We start from the raw sequence: 18,803 nt of genomic DNA, 5'->3' as shown, positions 1-18,803 counted from the left end.
CCGCCGCGGTCAGGCGTCGGCGCGGGCCGCCGCGAGCAGCTCCTCCGCGTGCGCCCGCGCGGTCTCCGAGTCCTCCTGGCCGGCCAGCATCCGGGACAACTCCCGTACGCGGTCCTCGCCTTCGAGGACGGTGACGCCGGAGCGGGTCACGGAGCCGTCGTTCGTCTTCTCGACCAGGAGCTGCCGGTCGGCGAACGCCGCGACCTGCGGCAGGTGCGTGACGACCACGACCTGCGCGGACCGGGCGAGCTTGGCGAGCCGGCGGCCGATCTCGACGGCGGCCTTGCCGCCGACACCGGCGTCGACCTCGTCGAAGAGGTACGTCGGTACGGGGTCGGTGCCCGCGAAGACCACCTCGACGGCGAGCATCACGCGGGACAGCTCACCGCCGGACGCGCCCTTGGCGATGGGCCGCGGCGGCGCCCCGGGGTGCGGCGCGAGCAGCAGCTCGACCTCGTCGACGCCGTGCGGCCCCGCGGTGACGGTCCGGCCGTCGACCTCGACGCCGTCCGCCGCCTCGGTCGTGGTCTGCCGGATGTCGAAGGAGATCCGGGCGTGCGGCATGGCGAGCGAGGCCAGTTCCTCGGTCACCGCGGCGGCGAACCGGGCGGCGGCCTCGGTCCGTGCGTTGGTCAACTCCTGCGCCAGGGTGCCGAGTTCACCACGGAGCGCGTCGCGCTCGGCGGTCAGTTCACCGATCCGCTCGTCGTCGCCGTCGAGTTCGAGCAGCCGCGCCGAGCTCGTCTCGGCCCAGGCGAGCACGGACGCGACGTCCTCGCCGTACTTGCGGGTGAGCGCGGTGAGCGCGGCCCGCCGCTCCTCGACCGCGGCGAGCCGCAGCGGGTCGGCGTCCAGGTCGTCGGCGTACCCGGCGAGTTCGGCGGCGACGTCGGTGAGCAGGATCTGCACCTCGCCGATCCGCTCGGCGAGCGTGGCGAGGGCCGGGTCGTGGGAGCGGACCGCTTCGAGGGCCCGGAACGCGCCGCCGACCAGCGTCGTGGCGTCGACGCCCTCGGGGTCCTCGGGGTTCCCGGCGAGCGCGGCGTGCGCGACGGCGGCGGCCGAGGCGAGCGCCTCCGCGTGCCCGAGCCGCGAGGCCTCCTCGGCCAGTTCGACGTCCTCGCCCTCGCGCGGCTCCACGGCCGCGACCTCGTCCAGGCCGAACCGCAGCAGATCGGCCTCCTGCGCACGCTCCCGCGCACGCGTGGTGATCTCGTCGAGTTCGTTGCTGACGGCGCGCAGCCGCCGGTACACGGTCGCGTACTTGGCGAGCGGCACCGCGACGGCGTCCCCGGCGTACCGGTCGAGCGCCTGCCGCTGACGGCCCTGCTTCAACAGGCCCTGCTGGTCGGTCTGCCCGTGCACGGCGACGAGTTCGTCGGCGAGCTCGGCCAGCACCCCGACGGGCACGGACCGGCCGCCCAGGTGCGCGCGCGAGCGCCCCTCGGCGGAAACGGTACGGCTGACGAGGAGCACCCCGTCCTCCAGCTCGGCCCCGGCCTCCTCGGCCCGGGTGGCGGCCGTGGACCCGGCGGGCACGGCGACGCGCCCCTCGACCACGGCGTTCTTCGCGCCGATCCGTACGAGGGCCGGGTCGGCACGTCCGCCGAGCAACAGCCCGAGACTCGTGACGACCATGGTCTTGCCCGCGCCGGTCTCACCGGTCACCGCCGTGAATCCGGGCGACAGCTCGACCACCGCGTCGTCGATGACTCCGAGCGACCGTATCCGCATCTCCTCCAACACGGACACGACCTTACGAGGTCCGGGGCCGCCTGTGCGACGGGCCCCGGGTCACAGGACCGAAGCAGCAGGTGACGAGGACCCCCTGTTCACTCGCGCGGGTGGGGGAATTCGCCCGGGGTGGGGTTGTCCCCCGCCCGGGCGGGCGGGCCCGCACCATGGCCCTGCGCGGGCCCCTGCGCGCACGCTGGACCCCATGAGTACGGCACTGGCGCAGGCAGCGCTCAAGGCCCACCGCCCGGCGTTCGTGGGCACGGCGGTGGCCGCGCTCTTCGCGGCGACCGTGGTGAGCGCCTCGACGACGGTCCTCACCACGACGAGCGCCGACGGCATCACCCCGGCAGACCGTCACGACATCACCACAAACGGAGTCGGCGACATAGCGGCCGTCCTACTGATCGGCTCGGTCTACATGTCGATTTTCGTGGTGGTCTCGACGATGGGCACGGCCGTCGCCCAGCAGCACCGGGAGCTGGCCCTGGTCCGGGCGATCGGCGCCCGTCCCCGCCAGGTCCGCCGCGCGGTGGCGGTGCAGGCGCTGGCGGCGTCCGTCCCTGCGGCGCTGCTCGGCTTCGTGCTGGGCGGCACCGTCCTGGCACCCGCCTGGTTCCACGGCATGGTCGGCCACGGGCTGGTCCCGGCGACCGTGCCGTTCCGCTTCTCCTGGCTCGCGCTGCCGGTCTGTCTGGCGGTGGCGGTGGTGACGTGCACGGCCGCCGCCCTGCTGTCCTCGCTGCGCTTCTCGCTGCTGCGGCCCGCCCGCGCCCTGGACGAGGCCGCGGCGGGCCGCCGGTCCCTCGGGCTCCTGCGGGCACCGCTCGGCGTCCTGGCGGTGGCCGGCGCGGCGTTCCTGTCGGTGCTGCTCTCCCGGCAGCCCGCGGACGACGCGAACGCGGGCGCGTTCCTGGTCCTCATCCTGTTCTGCGTGGGCGTGGGGCTGCTCGGCCCGCGGCTGATCGGTCCGGCGGCCCGGCTGGTCTCCGCGCCGGTCGGCCGGCTCGGCCCGAGCGCCCGCCTCGCGATGCTCAACGTCCGCTCGCAGCCCCGCCGCTTCGCCGCCGCCGTGCTCCCGCTCGTCCTGGTCGTCGGCTTCGGCGTCACGAAGATCGCCCAGCACACCACCGCCGAGCACGTCACGGGGTCGGCGGGCAGCACGGGCGAGGTGTGGCTGGACTACCTGGGCACGTCCCTCTACGCGGGCTTCGCCGCCATCGCCTCGGCCAACACCCTGGCGATGATCGCCCTGGAGCGCCGCCGGGACCTGGCCCTGCTCCGGGTGGTCGGCTCCCAGCGGCGGCAGATCCGCGCCATGGCGTTCTGGGAGGCGCTCGTGGTGGCGGGCACGGCGCTGCTGCTCGGCTCGGTCATCGCCCTGGTGACCCTGGCCCCGATCCTCGACACCACCTTCGGCTCGCCATTCCCGTACGTCCCCGGCGTCCTCGCGGCGTCGATCGCCCTGGCCACGCTGGCCCTGACCGTGGCGTCGACGGGGGTGCCGGTGCAGGCCGGGCTGCGCGGGCGGGCCATCGACGCCGTACGGGGCTAGGGCCTGTCTCCCGGGTCCCTCCAGATCCCTGGGCCTAGCTCAGTCGTCCAGCAGCGCGGCCACCGTCGTCACGGGCTCCCACCCGGGGTCGACGCCGGTCAGCCGTCCGGCCACCCGGGTCCAGGCCGCCGGGTCGGTGCCGAGCCGGGACCGGACGAGGCCCGCCAGCCCGGCCCGGGCAGCGGCGGCCCCGGGCGGCGCGTCGGTGCGGCGGGCGGCGGCGCCGAGGTAGGCGAGCAGCCGGCCGGCCGGGGCCGCCAGGTGCAGCAGATCCGCCCCGGTCAGCAGATCCGCGGCGAGCAGTCCGTCCAACTGGGTGGCGGGCGCGCAGTGGAAGTGACCGGCGAGGCCGTACCGGGCCCGCTCCCGGGTGAGCGCCGCCCCTCCCGGCAGCCCGTCGGGGCCCGGCTCGGGCAGCAGCTCCGCGTGTCGCAGCCGCACCTCCTCGGAGGCCTCGTCCAGGCGGACCAGGTCGGACCAGTACGGGATCGGGTCCGCCGCGTGGGCCGCCTCGACGGCGGGCCAGTCCATGGTCACGCCCGGCGGGAGCGACTCGACGACGTGGCGGGCCTCGGCCGCGTGCGCGGCCCGGCGCAGCTTCTTGACGAGCTTCTCGGGGGCGAGCTCGCGGTCGAGCCTGGCCCGGATCACCGCGGCCGGGTCGGCGGACGCCAGGGCCTTGGCGCACACCGTGGTGGCGGCCCGCCCCAGTACGTCCCGGGCCGCGACGGCGGCGAGCCGCTCGGTTCCGCCGTGCTCGAACAGGCTGAGACAGCCGAGGAGTTGATGCGCCAGGGGCAGCCCCGCACCGTCCCTGACGAGGATCTCCGCCACGAGATCGGGCTCGGCCGAGCAGAGCCAGCTGAGGTCACCGGCCGGGCGCGCGGAGCCGCTCGCCCGCCAGTCGGCGAGCACCCGGGCCCCCAGCGAGGGCCCCGCACCGCCGGGACGGGACCGGGCCACGATCCGCTGGACGACGGCCCGGGGATTCCAGTGCCGCAGCAGCGCGAGGTCGACGTCGGGGTCGTCCAGGTCGACGAGCCGCTCCAGCGATCCGCTCCTCCTCAGCCACCGGGACTGCTCGGCGAGGACGCGCAGCGCGTCGGGATCGCGATCGGCGAGCAGCCGGTCGAGAACGTGGGACGGGGTGCGGTCGTAGCGCAGCAGGTACGCGGCGAGGAGCCAGGGTCCGTCGGGGCCGAGCCGGGGCAGCACGGCGTCGACGACCTCCGCGTCGGCCAGGCACAGCAGGGTGCCTGCCGGCCAGGACCACAGGTGGTCGCCGTGCTCAAGGAGCTTGACCGCCGCGTCGGGGGTGCCCGGGCGGGCGGCGGCGAGGGGGTCGTGATCCGGTACGGGCACCGCGCCCTCGGCGAGCGGGATCAACTGCGCCCAGGTCAGCCCTTGTTCCGACGCCTCTGCCGCTTCTGCCCATACCGCTGCTACCCCCGTTCCAGCCTTTCCTGCCTTTCCTGCCGCCTCCGCCGCGCTGACCGTCGCCGCGAGGCGCAGCCATGCGTCCGGGTCGGTCCCGAGGTCGGCGCGCAGGCGGCGGGCGAGCGCGGCCCGCCAGGCGTGGCCGAACGCGAGGCGCCCCCAGTCGTGCGGGAACTGGAGCAGGCGGTGCGCGGGCAGCAGGGTGAGCAGTTCTTCGGCGGGCAGGACGCCCTGTTCGTAGGCCCATTCGGTGAGCCGGGCGCCGGATCCGTACGAAGCCGGAGGGTGCGCCAGCACGTCCGCGAGGCTGGGCTCGGCGTACGGGCGCCCGTCGTCGGAGGGGTCGACGTCGTGGGCCCGGCAGGCGTCGATGAACCACTGCGGGGTGGCGAGTCCCGGCGCGTCGCTCCCCTCGTACGCGGCCAGCGCCCGCAGCACCTCCGGGTCGTCGGGCGGTGGCGCGTCGGCGGGGGCCAGGGAGTACAGCAGGTCGAGGGCGGCCAGGGCGACGGACCGGTCCCGGTGGTTCAGCCGCGGCCGGGCCGGCGCCTCGGCGGTCCCGGTCCGCTCCGGCGCGGTCCGTGCGCCGGGCACGTCCGGGGCCCGGCCCGCGGCGACGATCAACTCCCGCACCGTCCCCCGGTGTTCGTCCAGCAGCGCATCGAGCGCGGCCCACGCCGCCGCCCGGTCACCGAGGTGTGCAGAGGTCAGCTCGCGCAGTTCGGCGACGGCCGCCCCGCCCAGCAGGTCCCGCTCGGCGAGCCCGGCGAGCGCGGTCAGGGCGTGGGCCGCGGGCCGGGCCGCGCCGATCAGCTCGGCGGGGTCGAGCAGTCCGGCGCCCGCCATGCCGTCCGCCCAGCGCGCGGCGCTGTCGTCGAGCTCCTCCCGGGCGAGGCGCTGCGCGGGCAGCGTGACGTTCCCCGCGCGGCGCCCGCCGGCCCGCCACGGCTCGTTGAGGACACTGAGCCGGAACGCCAGGCGCTGCTCGTCGCTCGCCGCTTCGTGGCGGGCCAGCTCCTCGCAGGCCTTGGGCATGAACGGGGTCGCGGCGTGCGCGGCGGCCAGGGCGTCGAGGTCGTGGACGTACGGCTCGGAGAGCAGGTCGCGCAGGGTGCTGGTGCCACGGGTGGTGGCCAGCAGTTCGGGCAGCCGCGCGGGATCCCCGTACGGCTCGCACCGCTCACGCAGACGACGCGGAGCGTCAGCGTCCGTGTCCGCCGCGGAGAGGGCCTCGCTCACCGTGGCGACGACGTCACGGCCCAGCCACGGACGCGCCCGGGGATCGTCGAGCAGCACCCGCACCGCGTCGGCGCCGGCCCGCTCCCAGACCCTCGACAGCGCGTACTGCTGGGCGACTTGGCGGACGCCCCAGCGCAGCGCGAGCACCACCAGGGAGGGATCGCCGGACCCGAGCAGCGGTACGGCCCAGGTGCGCGGCACGTCGGCGTGCGGTGCCGTCAGCTCCGCGCGGAGCGCGTCGTCGAGCGGGACGACGCCGAACCGGTCGACCACGGTCCGGCGCAGGGACGGGGTGGCCCGCTGGTTGCGGTAGACCGCCGCGGCCACCTGCGCGTCGCCGGCCAGGAGGAGGCGGGCCAAGTCCCGTGCGTCCAGCCGGGGATGGCGGGCCAGGGCGGCGCGGCAGCGGGTGTCGCCGTGCTCGACGACCGCGGTGACCAGGGCCTGGGCGGGTGGGGCGCCGCCGGCGAGCAGCTCCGCCGTCGCCCGCTCGGGCAGGACGGCGAGCGCGGCGGCGGCGTGCTCGGGCTCGGCGTGCTGGAGGAGCAGGCCGAGGGTCGTGTGGACACTGCGCGGTGCGGGCCTGCGCACCTCCTGCCCCTGCCCCTGCCGCTCGGGCTCCGGGTCCAGCGCGAGCAGTTCGGGCAGGCCCTCCCGCCGCTCGGCGAGCGCGTCGTACAGTCCGCGCCAGCGCGCCGGGTCGCCGCCCAGGTGACGCCCGGTCAACTCCCGCAGCAGGAGCGCCGCCGCCCGGTCGACTCCGCCGGCGGCGGCGACCTTCGCCGCGACGCCGCGCGCGGGCCGTGTCCGCAGCACCGCGAGCCGGGCGGCGCTCTCCCCGTCCGGCACCTGCGCGCCGGCCGCGTCACGGACGGAACCGGGCCCACCGCCCCCGGCCCGGTCCAGAATGCCGCGCAGCAGCCGTCCGGCCGCCCCCACCTGCGTCTCAGTCATGGTCATCATGCTAGGGACGGGCACTGACAACCGGACCCGGCGCCCGTACCGCCTCGCCCGTACCGCCCCCGTACCGGGACTAGTGCGGCGCCCCGCGCCACCCGGCCACGGGCAGCGCGAACTTGGCGACGAGCCGGTCGGTGAACACCGCGTGGTGCAGCCGGGCGAGCCGCACCGGCACCGCGCCGCGGCGCACCTCCACCCGCGCTCCGGCGGGCAGTTCGACCGTCCGCCGTCCGTCGCACCACAGCACCCCGTGCGGCGTGTGCTGCTGCACCTCGACGGCGAGCACCGAATCGGGCGAGGTGACGAGGGGTTTGGCGAAGAGCGCGTGGGCGCTGATCGGCACCATCAGCAGCGCCTCCACCTCGGGCCACACGACGGGCCCGCCGGCCGAGAACGCGTACGCGGTCGATCCGGTCGGGGTCGCGCAGACGATCCCGTCGCAGCCGAACCCGGTGACCGGCCGGCCGTCGATCTCCAGGACGACCTCGAGCATCCGCTCGGGTTCGGTCTTCTGCACGGCCGCCTCGTTGAGCGCCCAGTCCCGGTGCACGACGTCGCCGTTGCGGTGCACGACGACGTCGATCGTCATGCGCTCCTCGACCTCGTACTCCTTGGTGACGACCCGGTCGACGACCTTGTCGAGGTCGTCGCGCTCGGCCTCGGCGAGGAACCCGACGCGCCCCAGGTTCACACCGAGCATCGGCACTCCGGAGGCCCGCGCGAACTCGGCGCCGCGCAGCAGCGTCCCGTCCCCGCCCAGCACGATCAGCAGCTCGCACCCGTCGAGGCAGGCCGGCGTGGCCTCCTTCACGAGTTCCACGGTGTCCGGCAGCGGCAGGTCGGAGGCCTCGGACTCCAGCACCCGCACCCCGAGACCGCTCTTCAGCAGTCCTTGGACGACCAGCTCGGCGCTCCGGATGGCCGCGGGCCGGCCGGTGTGCGCGAGCAGGAAAACAGTACGAGCTCGGGTCTGTGTCAACGCGGCCCCTCCGCCACTGCACGATCGACGTCGGCCGGGTCCAGTTCGGGCGCCCCGGCACGCAGCCACAGAAAGTACTCGACGTTCCCGGAGGGTCCGGGCAGCGGGCTCGCGGTCACTCCGCGCACCCCGAGCCCGAGCTTCCACGCCTGCGCGGCGACCCCCCGTACTGCTTCGGCCCGCAGCTGCGTGCTCCGGACGACGCCCCCGCTGCCGAGGCGCTCCTTGCCGACCTCGAACTGCGGCTTGACCATCAGCACGAGGTCCGCGTCCGGCGCGGCGCACCGGGCCAGGGCGGGCAGCACCAGGCCGAGCGGAATGAAGGACAGGTCCCCCACCACGATGTCCACGGGTACGTCATCGATCGCCTCCAGCGTCAACTCGCGTACGTTCGTACGGTCCTTGACGGTGACGCGTTCATCGCTCTGCAGTGACCAGGCGAGCTGCCCGTACCCGACGTCGACGGCGACGACGTGCGCGACGCCGGCCCGCAGCAGCACGTCCGTGAACCCGCCGGTGGACGCTCCGGCGTCCAGCGCCCGGCGCCCCTCGACCACGAGCCCCTGCGGGACGAACGCGGCCAGCGCGCCCGCGAGCTTGTGCCCGCCGCGCGAGACGTAGTCGGGGACGCTGTCGTCCGACGCGACGACGATCGACACCCCCGTGTCCACCTGCGTCGCGGGCTTCGTCGCGACGATCTTGCCCACGCTGACCCGGCCCGCGGCGATCAGCTGGCTGGCGTGCTCGCGCGAGCGGGCCAGCTTGCGGTTGACGAGTTCGGCGTCGAGGCGGCGACGTGCCACACCTGCCACGGTCGGTTCAGCTCCTGTTGTCGTACGAGGGTGTCGGCTGGGGTCGTGCGTCGAGCGCGGTCAGCGCGCCACGCAGGCCCTGATGTACATCCTCGTACACCTCGACGTGGCCGTCCGCCGCGAGGTGGTCCACATCGCCGAGCCGCTCCAGCTGCGCGTCCACCTCGGCGTTGCCCGTGGGGGTGCGCTCGACACCGAGGGGGGCGGGGGCCGCGGGCTCGTACGACGGTTCTTCGGGAACCGCGGCCGGCTCGAGCTCCGGGAGAGAGTCGCTCATGCCCAGACGCTACCCCGAAGCGCCGGTGTACCGTCGATCACGATGGCCACGATCGAGGAGTGCCGGACGGCACTCGACACACTCTCGGACACCATGGCGGGCGCCGACGGGGACGTCCGCGCCGCGACCGCGCTCGACCGCTCGCTGAGCTGCCGCATCACGGATCTGGACGTGACGTTTTCCGGCCGCCTCAAGGACGGCCGGATCGAGGTGCTCGACACCCGGCAGGGGCCGCCCGCCGAGAAGGCGCAGATCCGTCTCGCGATGACCGGCGACGATCTGGTTGCGATGGTGGACGGGCGGCTGAACTTCGCGAAGGCCTGGGCGTCGGGCCGGGTGAAGCTGGAGGCGTCGTTCCGCGATCTGCTGCGCCTCAGGACGCTGCTCTAGCGCCTCAGGACACTGCTTCAGCGACCTCGGGCCTGCCCTTGCGGGTCTTCCGGGCAGCCGGCACCACCAGCGGAGTACCGGTCTCCGGATCGTCGATGACCTGGCACTTCATCCCGAAGAGCCGCTCGACGAGGTCGGCCGTCACGATGTCCTTCGGGGCCCCCTCGGCGATGATCTCGCCCTCGCGCAGCGCGATGAGGTGCGTCGCGTAGCGCGCCGCGTGGTTGAGGTCGTGCAGGACGGCGACGAGCGTGCGGCCCTGCTCCTCGTGCAGTTCGGCGCAGAGGTCCAGGACGTCGATCTGGTGCTGGATGTCGAGGTAGGTCGTCGGCTCGTCGAGCAGCAGCAGCGGCGTCTGCTGGGCGAGCGCCATGGCGATCCAGACGCGCTGGCGCTGGCCGCCGGAGAGCTCGTCGACGTACCGGTCGGCGAGCTCGGCGACGCCGGTGGACTCCATGGACTCCCGGACGACCTGCTCGTCCTGCGGCGACCACTGACGCAGCAGTCCCTGGTGCGGGTAGCGGCCGCGGGCGACGAGGTCGCCGACGGTGATGCCGTCGGGCGCGACCGACGACTGCGGCAGCAGACCGAGCGTCTTGGCGACCTTCTTTGCCGGCATCGACTGGATGACGCTGCCGTCCAGCAGCACCCGGCCCGCGCTCGGCTTCAGCATGCGCGACAGGGCGCGCAGGAGCGTGGACTTGCCGCAGGCGTTCGGCCCGACGATCACCGTGAAGGAGTTGTCGGGGATCTCCACCGACAGCTTCTCGGCGATGACCCGCTGGTCGTAGCCGAGGGTCACGTCGTCGGCCATCAGCCTGTTCACAGCGGTGCTCCTCTGGTTCGTACGAAGGTCTTCGGGCCCGCGGGCCCCGGGGGCGGTCATATCCGGCCCGCCTTGCGCTCGGTGACGAGCAGCCACAGCAGATAGACGCCGCCGACCACGCCGGTGACGACACCGACCGGCAGCTGGTCCGCGCCGAACGCCCGCTGCGACACCAGGTCGGCGACGATCAGCAGGGTGGCGCCGAGCCAGGTGGCGGCCATCAGGTTCGGTCCGGGCGACCGGGTCAGGCGCCGGGCGATCTGCGGGGCCGTGAGCGCCACGAAGACGACCGGTCCGGCCGCGGCGGTGGCGGCGGAGGTCAGGAAGACGGAGACGGTGAGCAGCAGGAGGCGGGTCCGCTCGACGGGGATGCCGAGGCCGCCGGCCGCGTCGTCGCCCATCTCCAGCATGCGCAGCGGGCGCCCGTACGCGGCGACGACCGGGACGAGGACCGCGAAGAGGATCAGCAGCGGCCACACCTGCTCCCAGCCGCGGCCGTTGAGCGAACCGGTCATCCACACGGTGGCGCGGGCGGCGTCCACGAAGTCGGCCTTGGTGAGCAGATAGCCGTTGATCGCGGTGACGAACGCGGAGACGCCGATGCCGACGAGGACGAGCCGGTAGCCGTGCACGCCCCGCTTCCACGCGAGGAGGTAGATCGCGAGTCCGGTGACGAGTCCGCCGACCAGTGCGCCGAGGGCGACCTGGGTGGCGCTGCCGCCGAAGATCACGATCATCACGAGCGCGCCGGCCGTGGAGCCCTGGCCGAGGCCGAGCACGTCGGGGCTGCCCAGCGGATTGCGGGAGATGGACTGGAAGAGCGCACCGGACAGGCCGAGCGCGCCGCCGACCAGGAGGCCGACGAGGACCCGCGGCAGGCGCAGGTCGTTGATGATGAACTCCTGCCCGGCGTCGCCCTGTCCGGCCAGGGTGCGCAGGACGTCGAGGGCCGGGATGGGGAAGTCGCCGGTACCGATGAGGACGACGGCCGCCGCGAGCGTGACGACGACCAGGGCCGCCACGACGACGGCCGCGCGCAGGTCGAGCCGGACGGAGAGGCCGCCCGGGGTGCGTATCGCCTTGGTGGTCTTCACAGCTGGGCCAGCCTCCGGCGTCGTACGAGAAGGATGAAGACCGGCGCGCCGATGACGGCGGTGACGATGCCGACCTGGAGCTCGGCCGGGCGGGCCACGATCCGGCCCACCACGTCGGCGCCGAGCAGCAGGACCGGCGAGAGGACCGCCGCGTACGGCAGGATCCAGCGCATGTCGGGGCCGGTGAACGAGCGCACGATGTGCGGCACCATCAGGCCGACGAAGACGATGGGCCCGCAGGCGGCGGTGGCCGCGCCGCACAGCAGGGTCGCGGCGGCCATGCTCAGGGCGCGGGTGCGGCCGAGGTGGGCGCCGAGCGCGCGGGCGGTGTCGTCGCCCATGGCCATCGCGTTGAGCGGCCGGGCGAGACCGAGCGCGAGGAGCGTGCCGACGGCGATGAACGGCAGCACCTGCTCGATCGTGTCCATCTTGGCCGAGGCCAGCGAGCCGACCTGCCAGAACCGCATCCGGTTGAGCGCGACGTCGTCGGTGATCATCACCGCGTAGAGGTAGCCGGACAGGGCGGCGGTGATGGCCGTACCGGCGAGGGCGAGCCGTACCGGTGTCGCGCTGCGCGTACCGCCGAGGACGTAGACGAGCACCCCCACCGCTGCGGCGCCGAAGAAGGCGAACCACACGTAGCCGCTGAGCGAGGTCACCCCGAAGAAGCTGATGGCGGTCACGACGGCGGCGGACGCGCCCATGTTGATGCCGAGGATGCCGGGGTCGGCCAGCGGGTTGCGGGTCAGCGCCTGGAGGACCGCGCCCGCGAGGCCGAGCGCGAGGCCGGCCAGCAGCCCGAGCAGCGTCCGGGAGACGCGTTCGCCCACGACGATGTCGGCGTACCGGCCGGTGTCGTCGAAGAGGCCGTGCCAGACCTGGTCCAGGGAGAGCGGTTTCGCCCCGATGGCGATGCTGGCCACGGCGACCGCCAGCAGCACGAGGACCGACACGAGGAGTCCGGCCGTGCGTATCGCCGCACGACGGCCGGGGGGCGCGGGAGCAGGTGCCGCGCTCGTTTCTGGGGGACTGTCGACCAACACGAGGTTAGGTTAGCCTACCCTCCAAATCGGCCACATCCGGCTGGACCACATTCACGTGCCGAGAGAAGCATCTCCATGCCCTCCGCCCCTTCGTCCCTCACGGCCTCCACGGCCTCCACGGCCTCCACTCCCGCCGCGGCCTCGATATCCTCGGGGCCCGCGCCCACCCGCCGCACCCTGCTGGCGGCCGGCGGGGCACTCGGCCTCGGTGCTCTGCTCACCGCCTGCGGCGACGACAAACCCGCCGCCACCGGTCCGGACCACCAGGGGTGGAGCTTCAAGGACGACCGGGGCACGACAGCCAGGACCAAGGGCACCCCGCGCCGGATCGTCGCGTACATCGGGGCGGCCGCGGCCCTGCACGACCTGGGCGTCGAGTGCACCGGCGTCTTCGGCCCGACGAAGCTGAAGAACGGCGAGCCGGACGTCCAGGCCGCCGACATCGATGTCGACAAAGTGACCGTGCTCGGCAACGAGTGGGGCCGGTTCAACGTGGAGAAGTACGCATCCCTGAAGCCCGACCTGCTCGTCACGACGATGAACGTCTCGCCGACGCTCTGGTACGTCCCCGAGGAGTCCGCCGGGAAGATCGCGGCCGTCGCCCCGACCGTCGGCATCCTCACCGGCAGGACGTCCCTCACGCAGGCCATCGGCCGCTTCTCGGAACTGGCCGGGGCGCTCGGCGCCGACCTGGCGGCGGCCGAGGTGAAGGCGGCGAAGAAGCGCTTCGAGGAGGCATCGGAGAAGCTCCGCCGCGCGGCCCGCGCCCGCCGCGGCCTGAAGGTCATGGCGGTCTCGGCGACGCCCGACCTGCTCTACGTCGGCAACCCCGCCGACTTCACCGATCTGCGCCACTACCGCGAGCTCGGCGTCGAGTTCGTGACCCCGGACTCGACGGGCAAGGACGGCTTCTTCCAGGAAGTCGGCTGGGAGAACGCCGACAAGTACCGCGCCGACCTGATCCTCGTCGACCGCAGGACCGGCAACCTGCAACCCGCCGACCTGAAGAGGACCAAGCCGACCTGGGCGAAACTCCCCGCGGTCCGGGCCGGTCAGGTCACGTCCTGGTTCAACGAGGCCCAGTTCAGCCACGCCGGATACGCACCGCTCGTCGAGCGGCTCGCCGACTCGCTCGACGCGGCGAAGAGCCTCGCATGACGGCCGCCCGGCCGCGCACCACGCCGCTTCCCGAACGCCTCGCCACCGCCATACCCCGCGCCCGAAGGATCCCCGCATGACGAACACGGCAGCCCCGGCGGAAGCCCCGCCCTTCGACCTCTTCGACCTCCACGTCGTACGCGCCCGGCACCTCACCCCGAACATGGTGCGCGTGGACTTCGGCGGCGCCGACCTGGCCCGCATGCGGTCGGCCGGCCGCGACCAGCGCATCAAACTGTTCCTGCCGGCCCCCGGCCAGGACGCCCCGCACCTCCCGGACAACAGCGACGGCACCTGGTACCCGGCGTGGCAGGCCCTCGACCCGGCCACCCGCGGCGTCATGCGCACCTACACGATCCGGGACCTGCGCACCGCCCCGGCCGAGCTGACGGTCGACTTCGCGGTGCACGGCGACGAGGGCCCGGCCTCCCACTGGGCCCTGCGTGCCGCGCCCGGCGACCGGGTCGGCGTGCTGGCGCCGGTCGTCACGGACAACGTCGCGTACGAGTTCCGTCCGCCCGCCGACACCGACTGGGTCCTGCTGGCCGCGGACGCCTCGGCCCTTCCCGCGGTCGCGGCGGTCCTGGCCCATCTGTCGCCGAACGTGCCGGTCCGCGCGTGGATCGAGGTGCCCGACGCGGCGGACCGCCAGGAGCTGCCGATCGGCACGGACACCGAGATCGTCTGGCTCACGGCCTCCGGCACCACCCCCGACGCCATCCGCGCCGCCACCACGCTCCCGGAGGGCACGCCGTACGCCTGGGTGGCGGGCGAATCCTCCACGGTCAAGACCATCCGCCGCCACTTGGTGCAGGACCGCGCGATCGACCGCAAACGCGTCAACTTCTCCGGCTACTGGCGCAAGGGCGCATCGGAGGACAACCTCCTGGCGACGAACGAGGACGCGTAGGCGGAGGCGTCAGGAGGACGCGTACGGCAGTGACCGGGGCGGGGGCGGGGGCGGCGAGGTCAGGAGGCGCGGGAAACTGCGCGCCCCCTGACGAGGCCACCCCGCCCCGCCGCCTTACAGCCCCAACCGAGCCAGCGCCTTCACCGGATCCAGCTCACACGCCCCGCCCTCCGCGACGCTCCACGCCGCCCCGCACAGGGCCCTCAGCCCGTCGATCGCCTCCCCGTCCCCCTCGATCTCCAACTGCCCGTCCCCCGCCACGGCGGTCCACCCGCCGCACCGGAAACCGTCCCCGTCCGCGACGACCTCGGGCTGCCCGGTGAGCATCCCCCGAAGGTCGCGGTCGACGTACGTCGGCCGGTGCTGCGGCGGCGCGGCCAGCAGCTGCGCGCCATCGGTCACTCCGGTCAGCACGAGCAGCGAGTCCACGCCCCCGTTGAACGCGCCCTCGATGTCCGTGTCCAGGCGGTCGCCCACCACCAGCGGCGTCTTCGCCCCGGTCCGCAGGATGGTCTCCCGGTGCATCGGCGGCAGCGGCTTCCCCGCGATCTGCGGCTCGGCCCCCGTCGCGATCCGGACGACCTCCACCGCCGCCCCGTTCCCCGGCGCGATGCCCCGCGCGCTCGGGATCGTCAGGTCGGTGTTGGACGCGAACCACGGCACCCCGCGCGCGATGGCGTAACAGGCCTCGGCGAACCGCCCCCACGCCATGTCCGGCCCGCCGTACCCCTGCACGACGGCCACCGGCTCCTCGTCGGCGGAGTCCACCGGCACCAGCCCGCGCTCCCGCAGCGCGACCCGCAGCCCTTCCCCGCCGATCACCAATACCCGCGCGCCGTCCGGCACTTGCTCACTGATGAGCCGGGCGACCGCCTGTGCCGACGTGATGACGTCCGCCGCCTCGGTGGGGATGCCGAGCTCCGTCAGGTGCTCGGCGACGGCGTCCGGCGTCCGCAGCGCGTTGTTCGTGACGTACGCGAGCCCCATGCCCCCGTCCCGGGCCACGGCCAGCGACTCCACGGCGTGCGTGATGGCCCGGCCGCCCGCGTAGACCACCCCGTCCAGGTCGAGCAGCGCCGTGTCGTACGCCTCGCTCAGCGTCCGCGCACTCCCGTCGGGCAGCAGCCGGATCCCGGCGCCGGCCGCACCGCTCGCACTCTGGCTCATTCCGCATCGCTCCTCACTCGATCCCACTCCCCCGATCATCCCCCACGCCACTGACACTCGTACGATGCACGAATGAACACTGCAGGTGACGGCCTGGATCTGCGCCCCTTCCACGGGGTGCGCTACGTTCCCGAGCGCATCGGCAGCCTCGCCGCCGTCACCTCGCCCCCGTACGACGTCGTGGTCCGCCCGGACGGCCTGCTGCACCTGGAGAGCGCCGACCCCCACAACATCGTCCGCCTCATCCTGCCGCAGGCCACCGAGCCGCAGGAGCGCAACGACCTGGCGGCCGCCACGCTCGACCTCTGGCTGGCCGAAGGCGTCCTCGCCCCCGACCCGGAACCCGCCCTCTACGTGTACGAGCAGCGCAACGGCGACATGCTCCAGCGCGGACTCATCGGCGCGCTCCGCCTCTCCGACGCCTCGGAGGGCCTGGTGCTGCCGCACGAGGACGTCATGCCGCACGTGGTCGAGGACCGCGCGGGCCTGATGCGCACGGCGGCCGCGAACCTCGAACCGCTCCTGCTGACGTACCGCGGCAACGGCAGCGCGACGGGCGCCACCGCCGTCATCGAGCGCGCGGTCCACCGCCCCCCGCTCCTCGCCACGACCACGGAGGACGGCTACAGCCACCGCCTCTGGTCGATCACGGACCCGGCGGAGCAGCAGCAGATCCACTCCGACCTGGCGGCGCACCAGGCCCTGATCGCGGACGGCCACCACCGCTGGGCGACGTACCTGCGCCTGCGCACGGAGCACGTCTCCCCCACGCCCTGGGACTACGGCCTGGTCCTCCTGGTCGACACGGCCCGCTACCCCCTCCGGGTCCGCGCCATCCACCGCCTCCTGAACCGCCTCCCCATCGACCAGGCCCTGGCCACGGCCCGTGCCCACTTCCGCGTACGGGAGGTACCCGGGCCGCTGCCGCAGGCGATGGAGGCCCTGGCGGAGGCGGCGGCCGGCGGCAACGCCTTCCTGCTCACCGGCAGGGACGACACGTACCACCTGCTCGACCGCCCGGACCCGGCCCTGCTGCACCGCACGATCCCGACGGACCGCCCCGAGGCCTGGCGCACGCTGGACGCGACGGTCCTGCACTCCACGCTGCTCGGCCATGTCTGGGGCATCCCCGAGGACTCCCCCGCGGACATCGCGTACATCCACGACACGCAGGCCACGGTCGAGAAGGCCCGCCGCGACGGCGGAACCGCGGTCCTCATGCACCCGGTCCGCGAGGAAGTCGTCCGCGAACTGGCCCGGCAGGGCGTGACGATGCCCCGCAAGTCCACGTCGTTCGGCCCCAAGCCGGCCACGGGTCTGGTCCTGCGCACCCTCACCGACGACTGACGGGCGGGCCCCCGAAGGAACCCGCCCGCCACTGATCACACGCCGCGCGACCTACTTAGCGTCGCGCACGTCGTCGTCCTCGTCGTCTTCGTCATCCTCGTCGTCGTCCTCGGTGTCGAGGCCGGCGACCGACGGAGCAGCCTTGTCTTCGCTGTCGTCGAAGGCGTCGACGAACTCGACGCCGTCCAGCTCCGCGAGGCGGTCGGACGCGTCGGTGCTGCCGTCCTTGTCGGACTCCACGGCCTTGGCGAACCACTCGCGCGCCTCGTCCTCACGCCCGGCGGCGAGCAGGGCGTCGGCGTACGCGTACCGCAGTCGCGCGGTCCAGGGCTGCACCGAGTTCGACGCGAGTTCGGGGCTCTGCAGCGTGACGATGGCCGCGTCCAGCTGGCCCATGTCGCGCCGTGCCCCGGCCGCGACGAGCCGCATCTCGACCTGTCCGGCCTTGTCGAGCTTGTTCACCTCGGGCGCCCCGGCCATGTCGAGCGCCTTCTCGGGCCGCCCGAGACCCCGCTCGCAGTCGGCCATGACGGGCCACAGCTCCGCGTTGCCGGTCATCCGCCGTGCCGCACGGAACTCGGCGAGCGCCTCGTTGTACTTCTGGTTCGCGTACGCGGCGAACCCGGCGGCCTCACGCACCGCGGCGACGCGCGACGCGAGCCGCAGAGCGACCCGCGAGTACCCGTAGGCACCCTCGGGGTCCTCGTCGATCAGCCGCGCCACCATCACCAGGTTCTTGGCGACGTCCTCGGCAAGCCCCTTCGGCAGGGACTGCAGCTCCTGCTGTACGTCCTTGTCGATCTCGTAGCCGGTGACGTCCTCGGGAATCGGCAGCCGCTTGATCGGCTCACGGTCCCGCTCCCGCTCGTCCCGGAACCGGCCGCCACCGCGCCGGTCGTCCCGCCGGTCATCCCGCCGGTCGTCCCGCCCACGGAACCCACCGGGCCGCCCGCCACGGTCATCACGCCCGCGGTAGCCACCGCCACCACGGTTGTCGTCGCGACGGTCGCCGCCGCGGTACCCACCGCCACGGTTGTCGTCGCGCCGGAAGCCGCCGCCACCACCGCGGTTGTCATCACGCCGATCGTCCCGACGGTCATCACGACGGAACGCCGGACGGTCCCCGTCACGCCGCGGCCCACGATCCCGGTCACGGTCACCGTAGGACGGACGGTCATCACGCCCGCGGTAGCCACCGCCACCACGATTGTCGTCGCGACGGTCGCCGCCGCGGTACCCACCGCCACGGTTGTCGTCACGCCGGAAACCGCCGCCACCACCGCGGTTGTCATCACGCCGATCGTCCCGACGGTCATCACGACGGAACGCCGGACGGTCCCCATCGCGCCGCGGCCCACGATCCCGATCACGGTCACGGTCACGGTCACCGTAGGACGGACGGTCATCACGCCGGTCACGGCGCGGACCGTCGTTACCGCGGTACCCACCACGGTCACCACTGTCCCGACGGCGCTGATCGCGCTCCGGTCGCTCGTCGTTGGTGGGCATCAGGGACTCCTGTCTTCGGTACCGCAGTCATTCTCACGCAGCCGGGGTGCCGGCGCGCTCCGAGAAGAGCTCTGGAAATACAAAAAGGACCCTTGGTCCCCAGCATGTGTGCCGGGACCAAGGGTCCTCTTCAAAAATAGTTCGGCGGCGTCCTACTCTCCCACAGGGTCCCCCCTGCAGTACCATCGGCGCTGTGAGGCTTAGCTTCCGGGTTCGGAATGTAACCGGGCGTTTCCCTCACGCTATGACCACCGAAACCCTTTCAGACATCCCTCGAGAGGGACACATGAACAGGGCGGCGAACTAGCACACTTTTCAATTGATAAGTGAAACTGTTCTGCCAGCACAACCGTTCGTTGTCTGGGA

General features: G+C 73.6%; 15 protein-coding genes and 1 rRNA gene. 5 read left to right on the top strand and 11 right to left on the bottom strand.

The features are described 5' to 3' along the window. Window positions 1-9: 9 nt before the first annotated feature. Window positions 10-1,734, bottom strand: coding sequence for a DNA repair protein RecN (gene recN / locus RBJ77_RS28550; protein ID WP_372347682.1), 1,725 nt, complete (start codon window positions 1,732-1,734; stop codon window positions 10-12). A 205-nt stretch (window positions 1,735-1,939) separates the two neighbouring features. Between recN and RBJ77_RS28545 the strand changes: the two genes are divergently transcribed. After that, window positions 1,940-3,289: an FtsX-like permease family protein gene (locus RBJ77_RS28545; RefSeq protein WP_372347657.1), complete on the top strand. Its 1,350-nt coding sequence runs from the start codon at window positions 1,940-1,942 to the stop codon at window positions 3,287-3,289. A gap of 39 nt (window positions 3,290-3,328) precedes the next feature. On the opposite strand, the gene RBJ77_RS28540 is transcribed toward RBJ77_RS28545, so the two are convergent. The 4 genes from RBJ77_RS28540 to RBJ77_RS28525 all read right to left on the bottom strand — a co-directional run bounded on the left by RBJ77_RS28540 (window position 3,329) and on the right by RBJ77_RS28525 (window position 8,993). Then, on the bottom strand, window positions 3,329-6,919 hold the full coding sequence (locus tag RBJ77_RS28540; RefSeq protein WP_372347656.1) for a hypothetical protein: 3,591 nt from the start codon (window positions 6,917-6,919) through the stop codon (window positions 3,329-3,331). Window positions 6,920-6,998: 79 nt separating this feature from the next. Continuing rightward, window positions 6,999-7,904: an NAD kinase gene (locus tag RBJ77_RS28535; RefSeq protein ID WP_255980967.1), complete on the bottom strand. Its 906-nt coding sequence runs from the start codon at window positions 7,902-7,904 to the stop codon at window positions 6,999-7,001. Then, the gene (locus RBJ77_RS28530; protein WP_372347655.1) at window positions 7,901-8,716 is read right to left on the bottom strand and encodes a TlyA family RNA methyltransferase; all 816 of its coding nucleotides are present in this window, start codon (window positions 8,714-8,716) and stop codon (window positions 7,901-7,903) included. Before RBJ77_RS28530 ends, RBJ77_RS28535 begins: the two co-directional genes overlap by 4 nt. Window positions 8,717-8,723: 7 nt before the next feature. After that, window positions 8,724-8,993 (bottom strand): hypothetical protein, encoded by a 270-nt coding sequence (locus RBJ77_RS28525; RefSeq protein ID WP_372347654.1) that lies wholly within the window; start codon window positions 8,991-8,993, stop codon window positions 8,724-8,726. Between the two features lie 42 nt (window positions 8,994-9,035). Between RBJ77_RS28525 and RBJ77_RS28520 the strand changes: the two genes are divergently transcribed. Further along, window positions 9,036-9,383 (top strand): SCP2 sterol-binding domain-containing protein, encoded by a 348-nt coding sequence (locus RBJ77_RS28520; RefSeq protein ID WP_372347653.1) that lies wholly within the window; start codon window positions 9,036-9,038, stop codon window positions 9,381-9,383. A 4-nt stretch (window positions 9,384-9,387) separates the two neighbouring features. Here the strand turns inward: RBJ77_RS28520 and RBJ77_RS28515 are convergent, their stop codons facing one another. The 3 genes from RBJ77_RS28515 to RBJ77_RS28505 are packed head-to-tail and all read right to left on the bottom strand — an operon-like array spanning window position 9,388 to window position 12,346. Beyond that, window positions 9,388-10,269: an ABC transporter ATP-binding protein gene (locus RBJ77_RS28515; protein ID WP_372347652.1), complete on the bottom strand. Its 882-nt coding sequence runs from the start codon at window positions 10,267-10,269 to the stop codon at window positions 9,388-9,390. Beyond that, complete coding sequence (locus RBJ77_RS28510; RefSeq protein WP_372347651.1) at window positions 10,266-11,303, bottom strand: FecCD family ABC transporter permease; 1,038 nt, start codon at window positions 11,301-11,303, stop codon at window positions 10,266-10,268. Before RBJ77_RS28510 ends, RBJ77_RS28515 begins: the two co-directional genes overlap by 4 nt. Next, a complete protein-coding gene (locus tag RBJ77_RS28505) occupies window positions 11,300-12,346 on the bottom strand; it encodes a FecCD family ABC transporter permease (RefSeq protein ID WP_372347650.1) in 1,047 nt (348 codons plus the stop codon). The genes RBJ77_RS28510 and RBJ77_RS28505 overlap by 4 nt, the downstream gene beginning before the upstream one ends. Window positions 12,347-12,421: 75 nt before the next feature. Here RBJ77_RS28505 and RBJ77_RS28500 point away from each other — a divergent pair, with 75 nt between their 5' ends. Together RBJ77_RS28500 and RBJ77_RS28495 are read left to right on the top strand one after the other, a co-directional pair. Then, complete coding sequence (locus tag RBJ77_RS28500) at window positions 12,422-13,504, top strand: ABC transporter substrate-binding protein (protein ID WP_372347649.1); 1,083 nt, start codon at window positions 12,422-12,424, stop codon at window positions 13,502-13,504. 76 nt (window positions 13,505-13,580) lie between these two features. After that, window positions 13,581-14,414 (top strand): siderophore-interacting protein, encoded by an 834-nt coding sequence (locus tag RBJ77_RS28495; protein WP_372347648.1) that lies wholly within the window; start codon window positions 13,581-13,583, stop codon window positions 14,412-14,414. A gap of 114 nt (window positions 14,415-14,528) precedes the next feature. Here RBJ77_RS28495 and RBJ77_RS28490 read toward each other — a convergent pair whose 3' ends face one another. Then, window positions 14,529-15,581, bottom strand: coding sequence for an HAD hydrolase-like protein (locus tag RBJ77_RS28490; protein ID WP_372347647.1), 1,053 nt, complete (start codon window positions 15,579-15,581; stop codon window positions 14,529-14,531). Between the two features lie 72 nt (window positions 15,582-15,653). On the opposite strand from RBJ77_RS28490, the gene RBJ77_RS28485 reads away from it, so the two are divergent. Further along, the gene (locus tag RBJ77_RS28485; RefSeq protein WP_372347646.1) at window positions 15,654-16,928 is read left to right on the top strand and encodes a DUF1015 family protein; all 1,275 of its coding nucleotides are present in this window, start codon (window positions 15,654-15,656) and stop codon (window positions 16,926-16,928) included. Window positions 16,929-16,979: 51 nt separating this feature from the next. On the opposite strand, the gene RBJ77_RS28480 is transcribed toward RBJ77_RS28485, so the two are convergent. Both RBJ77_RS28480 and rrf read right to left on the bottom strand, forming a co-directional pair. After that, window positions 16,980-17,762 (bottom strand): tetratricopeptide repeat protein, encoded by a 783-nt coding sequence (locus RBJ77_RS28480; protein ID WP_372347681.1) that lies wholly within the window; start codon window positions 17,760-17,762, stop codon window positions 16,980-16,982. Window positions 17,763-18,576: 814 nt separating this feature from the next. Next, a 5S ribosomal RNA gene (gene rrf / locus RBJ77_RS28475) occupies window positions 18,577-18,693 on the bottom strand. Between the last annotated feature and the right edge of the window lie 110 nt (window positions 18,694-18,803).

The sequence above is a fragment of the Streptomyces sp. KL116D genome, assembly GCF_030766975.1.
GTDB classification, from domain to species: Bacteria; Actinomycetota; Actinomycetes; order Streptomycetales; family Streptomycetaceae; genus Streptomyces; species Streptomyces longispororuber_A.
Note: the sequence above shows the minus strand (reverse complement) of the source record. Positions and strands in the feature narration are given on the sequence as shown.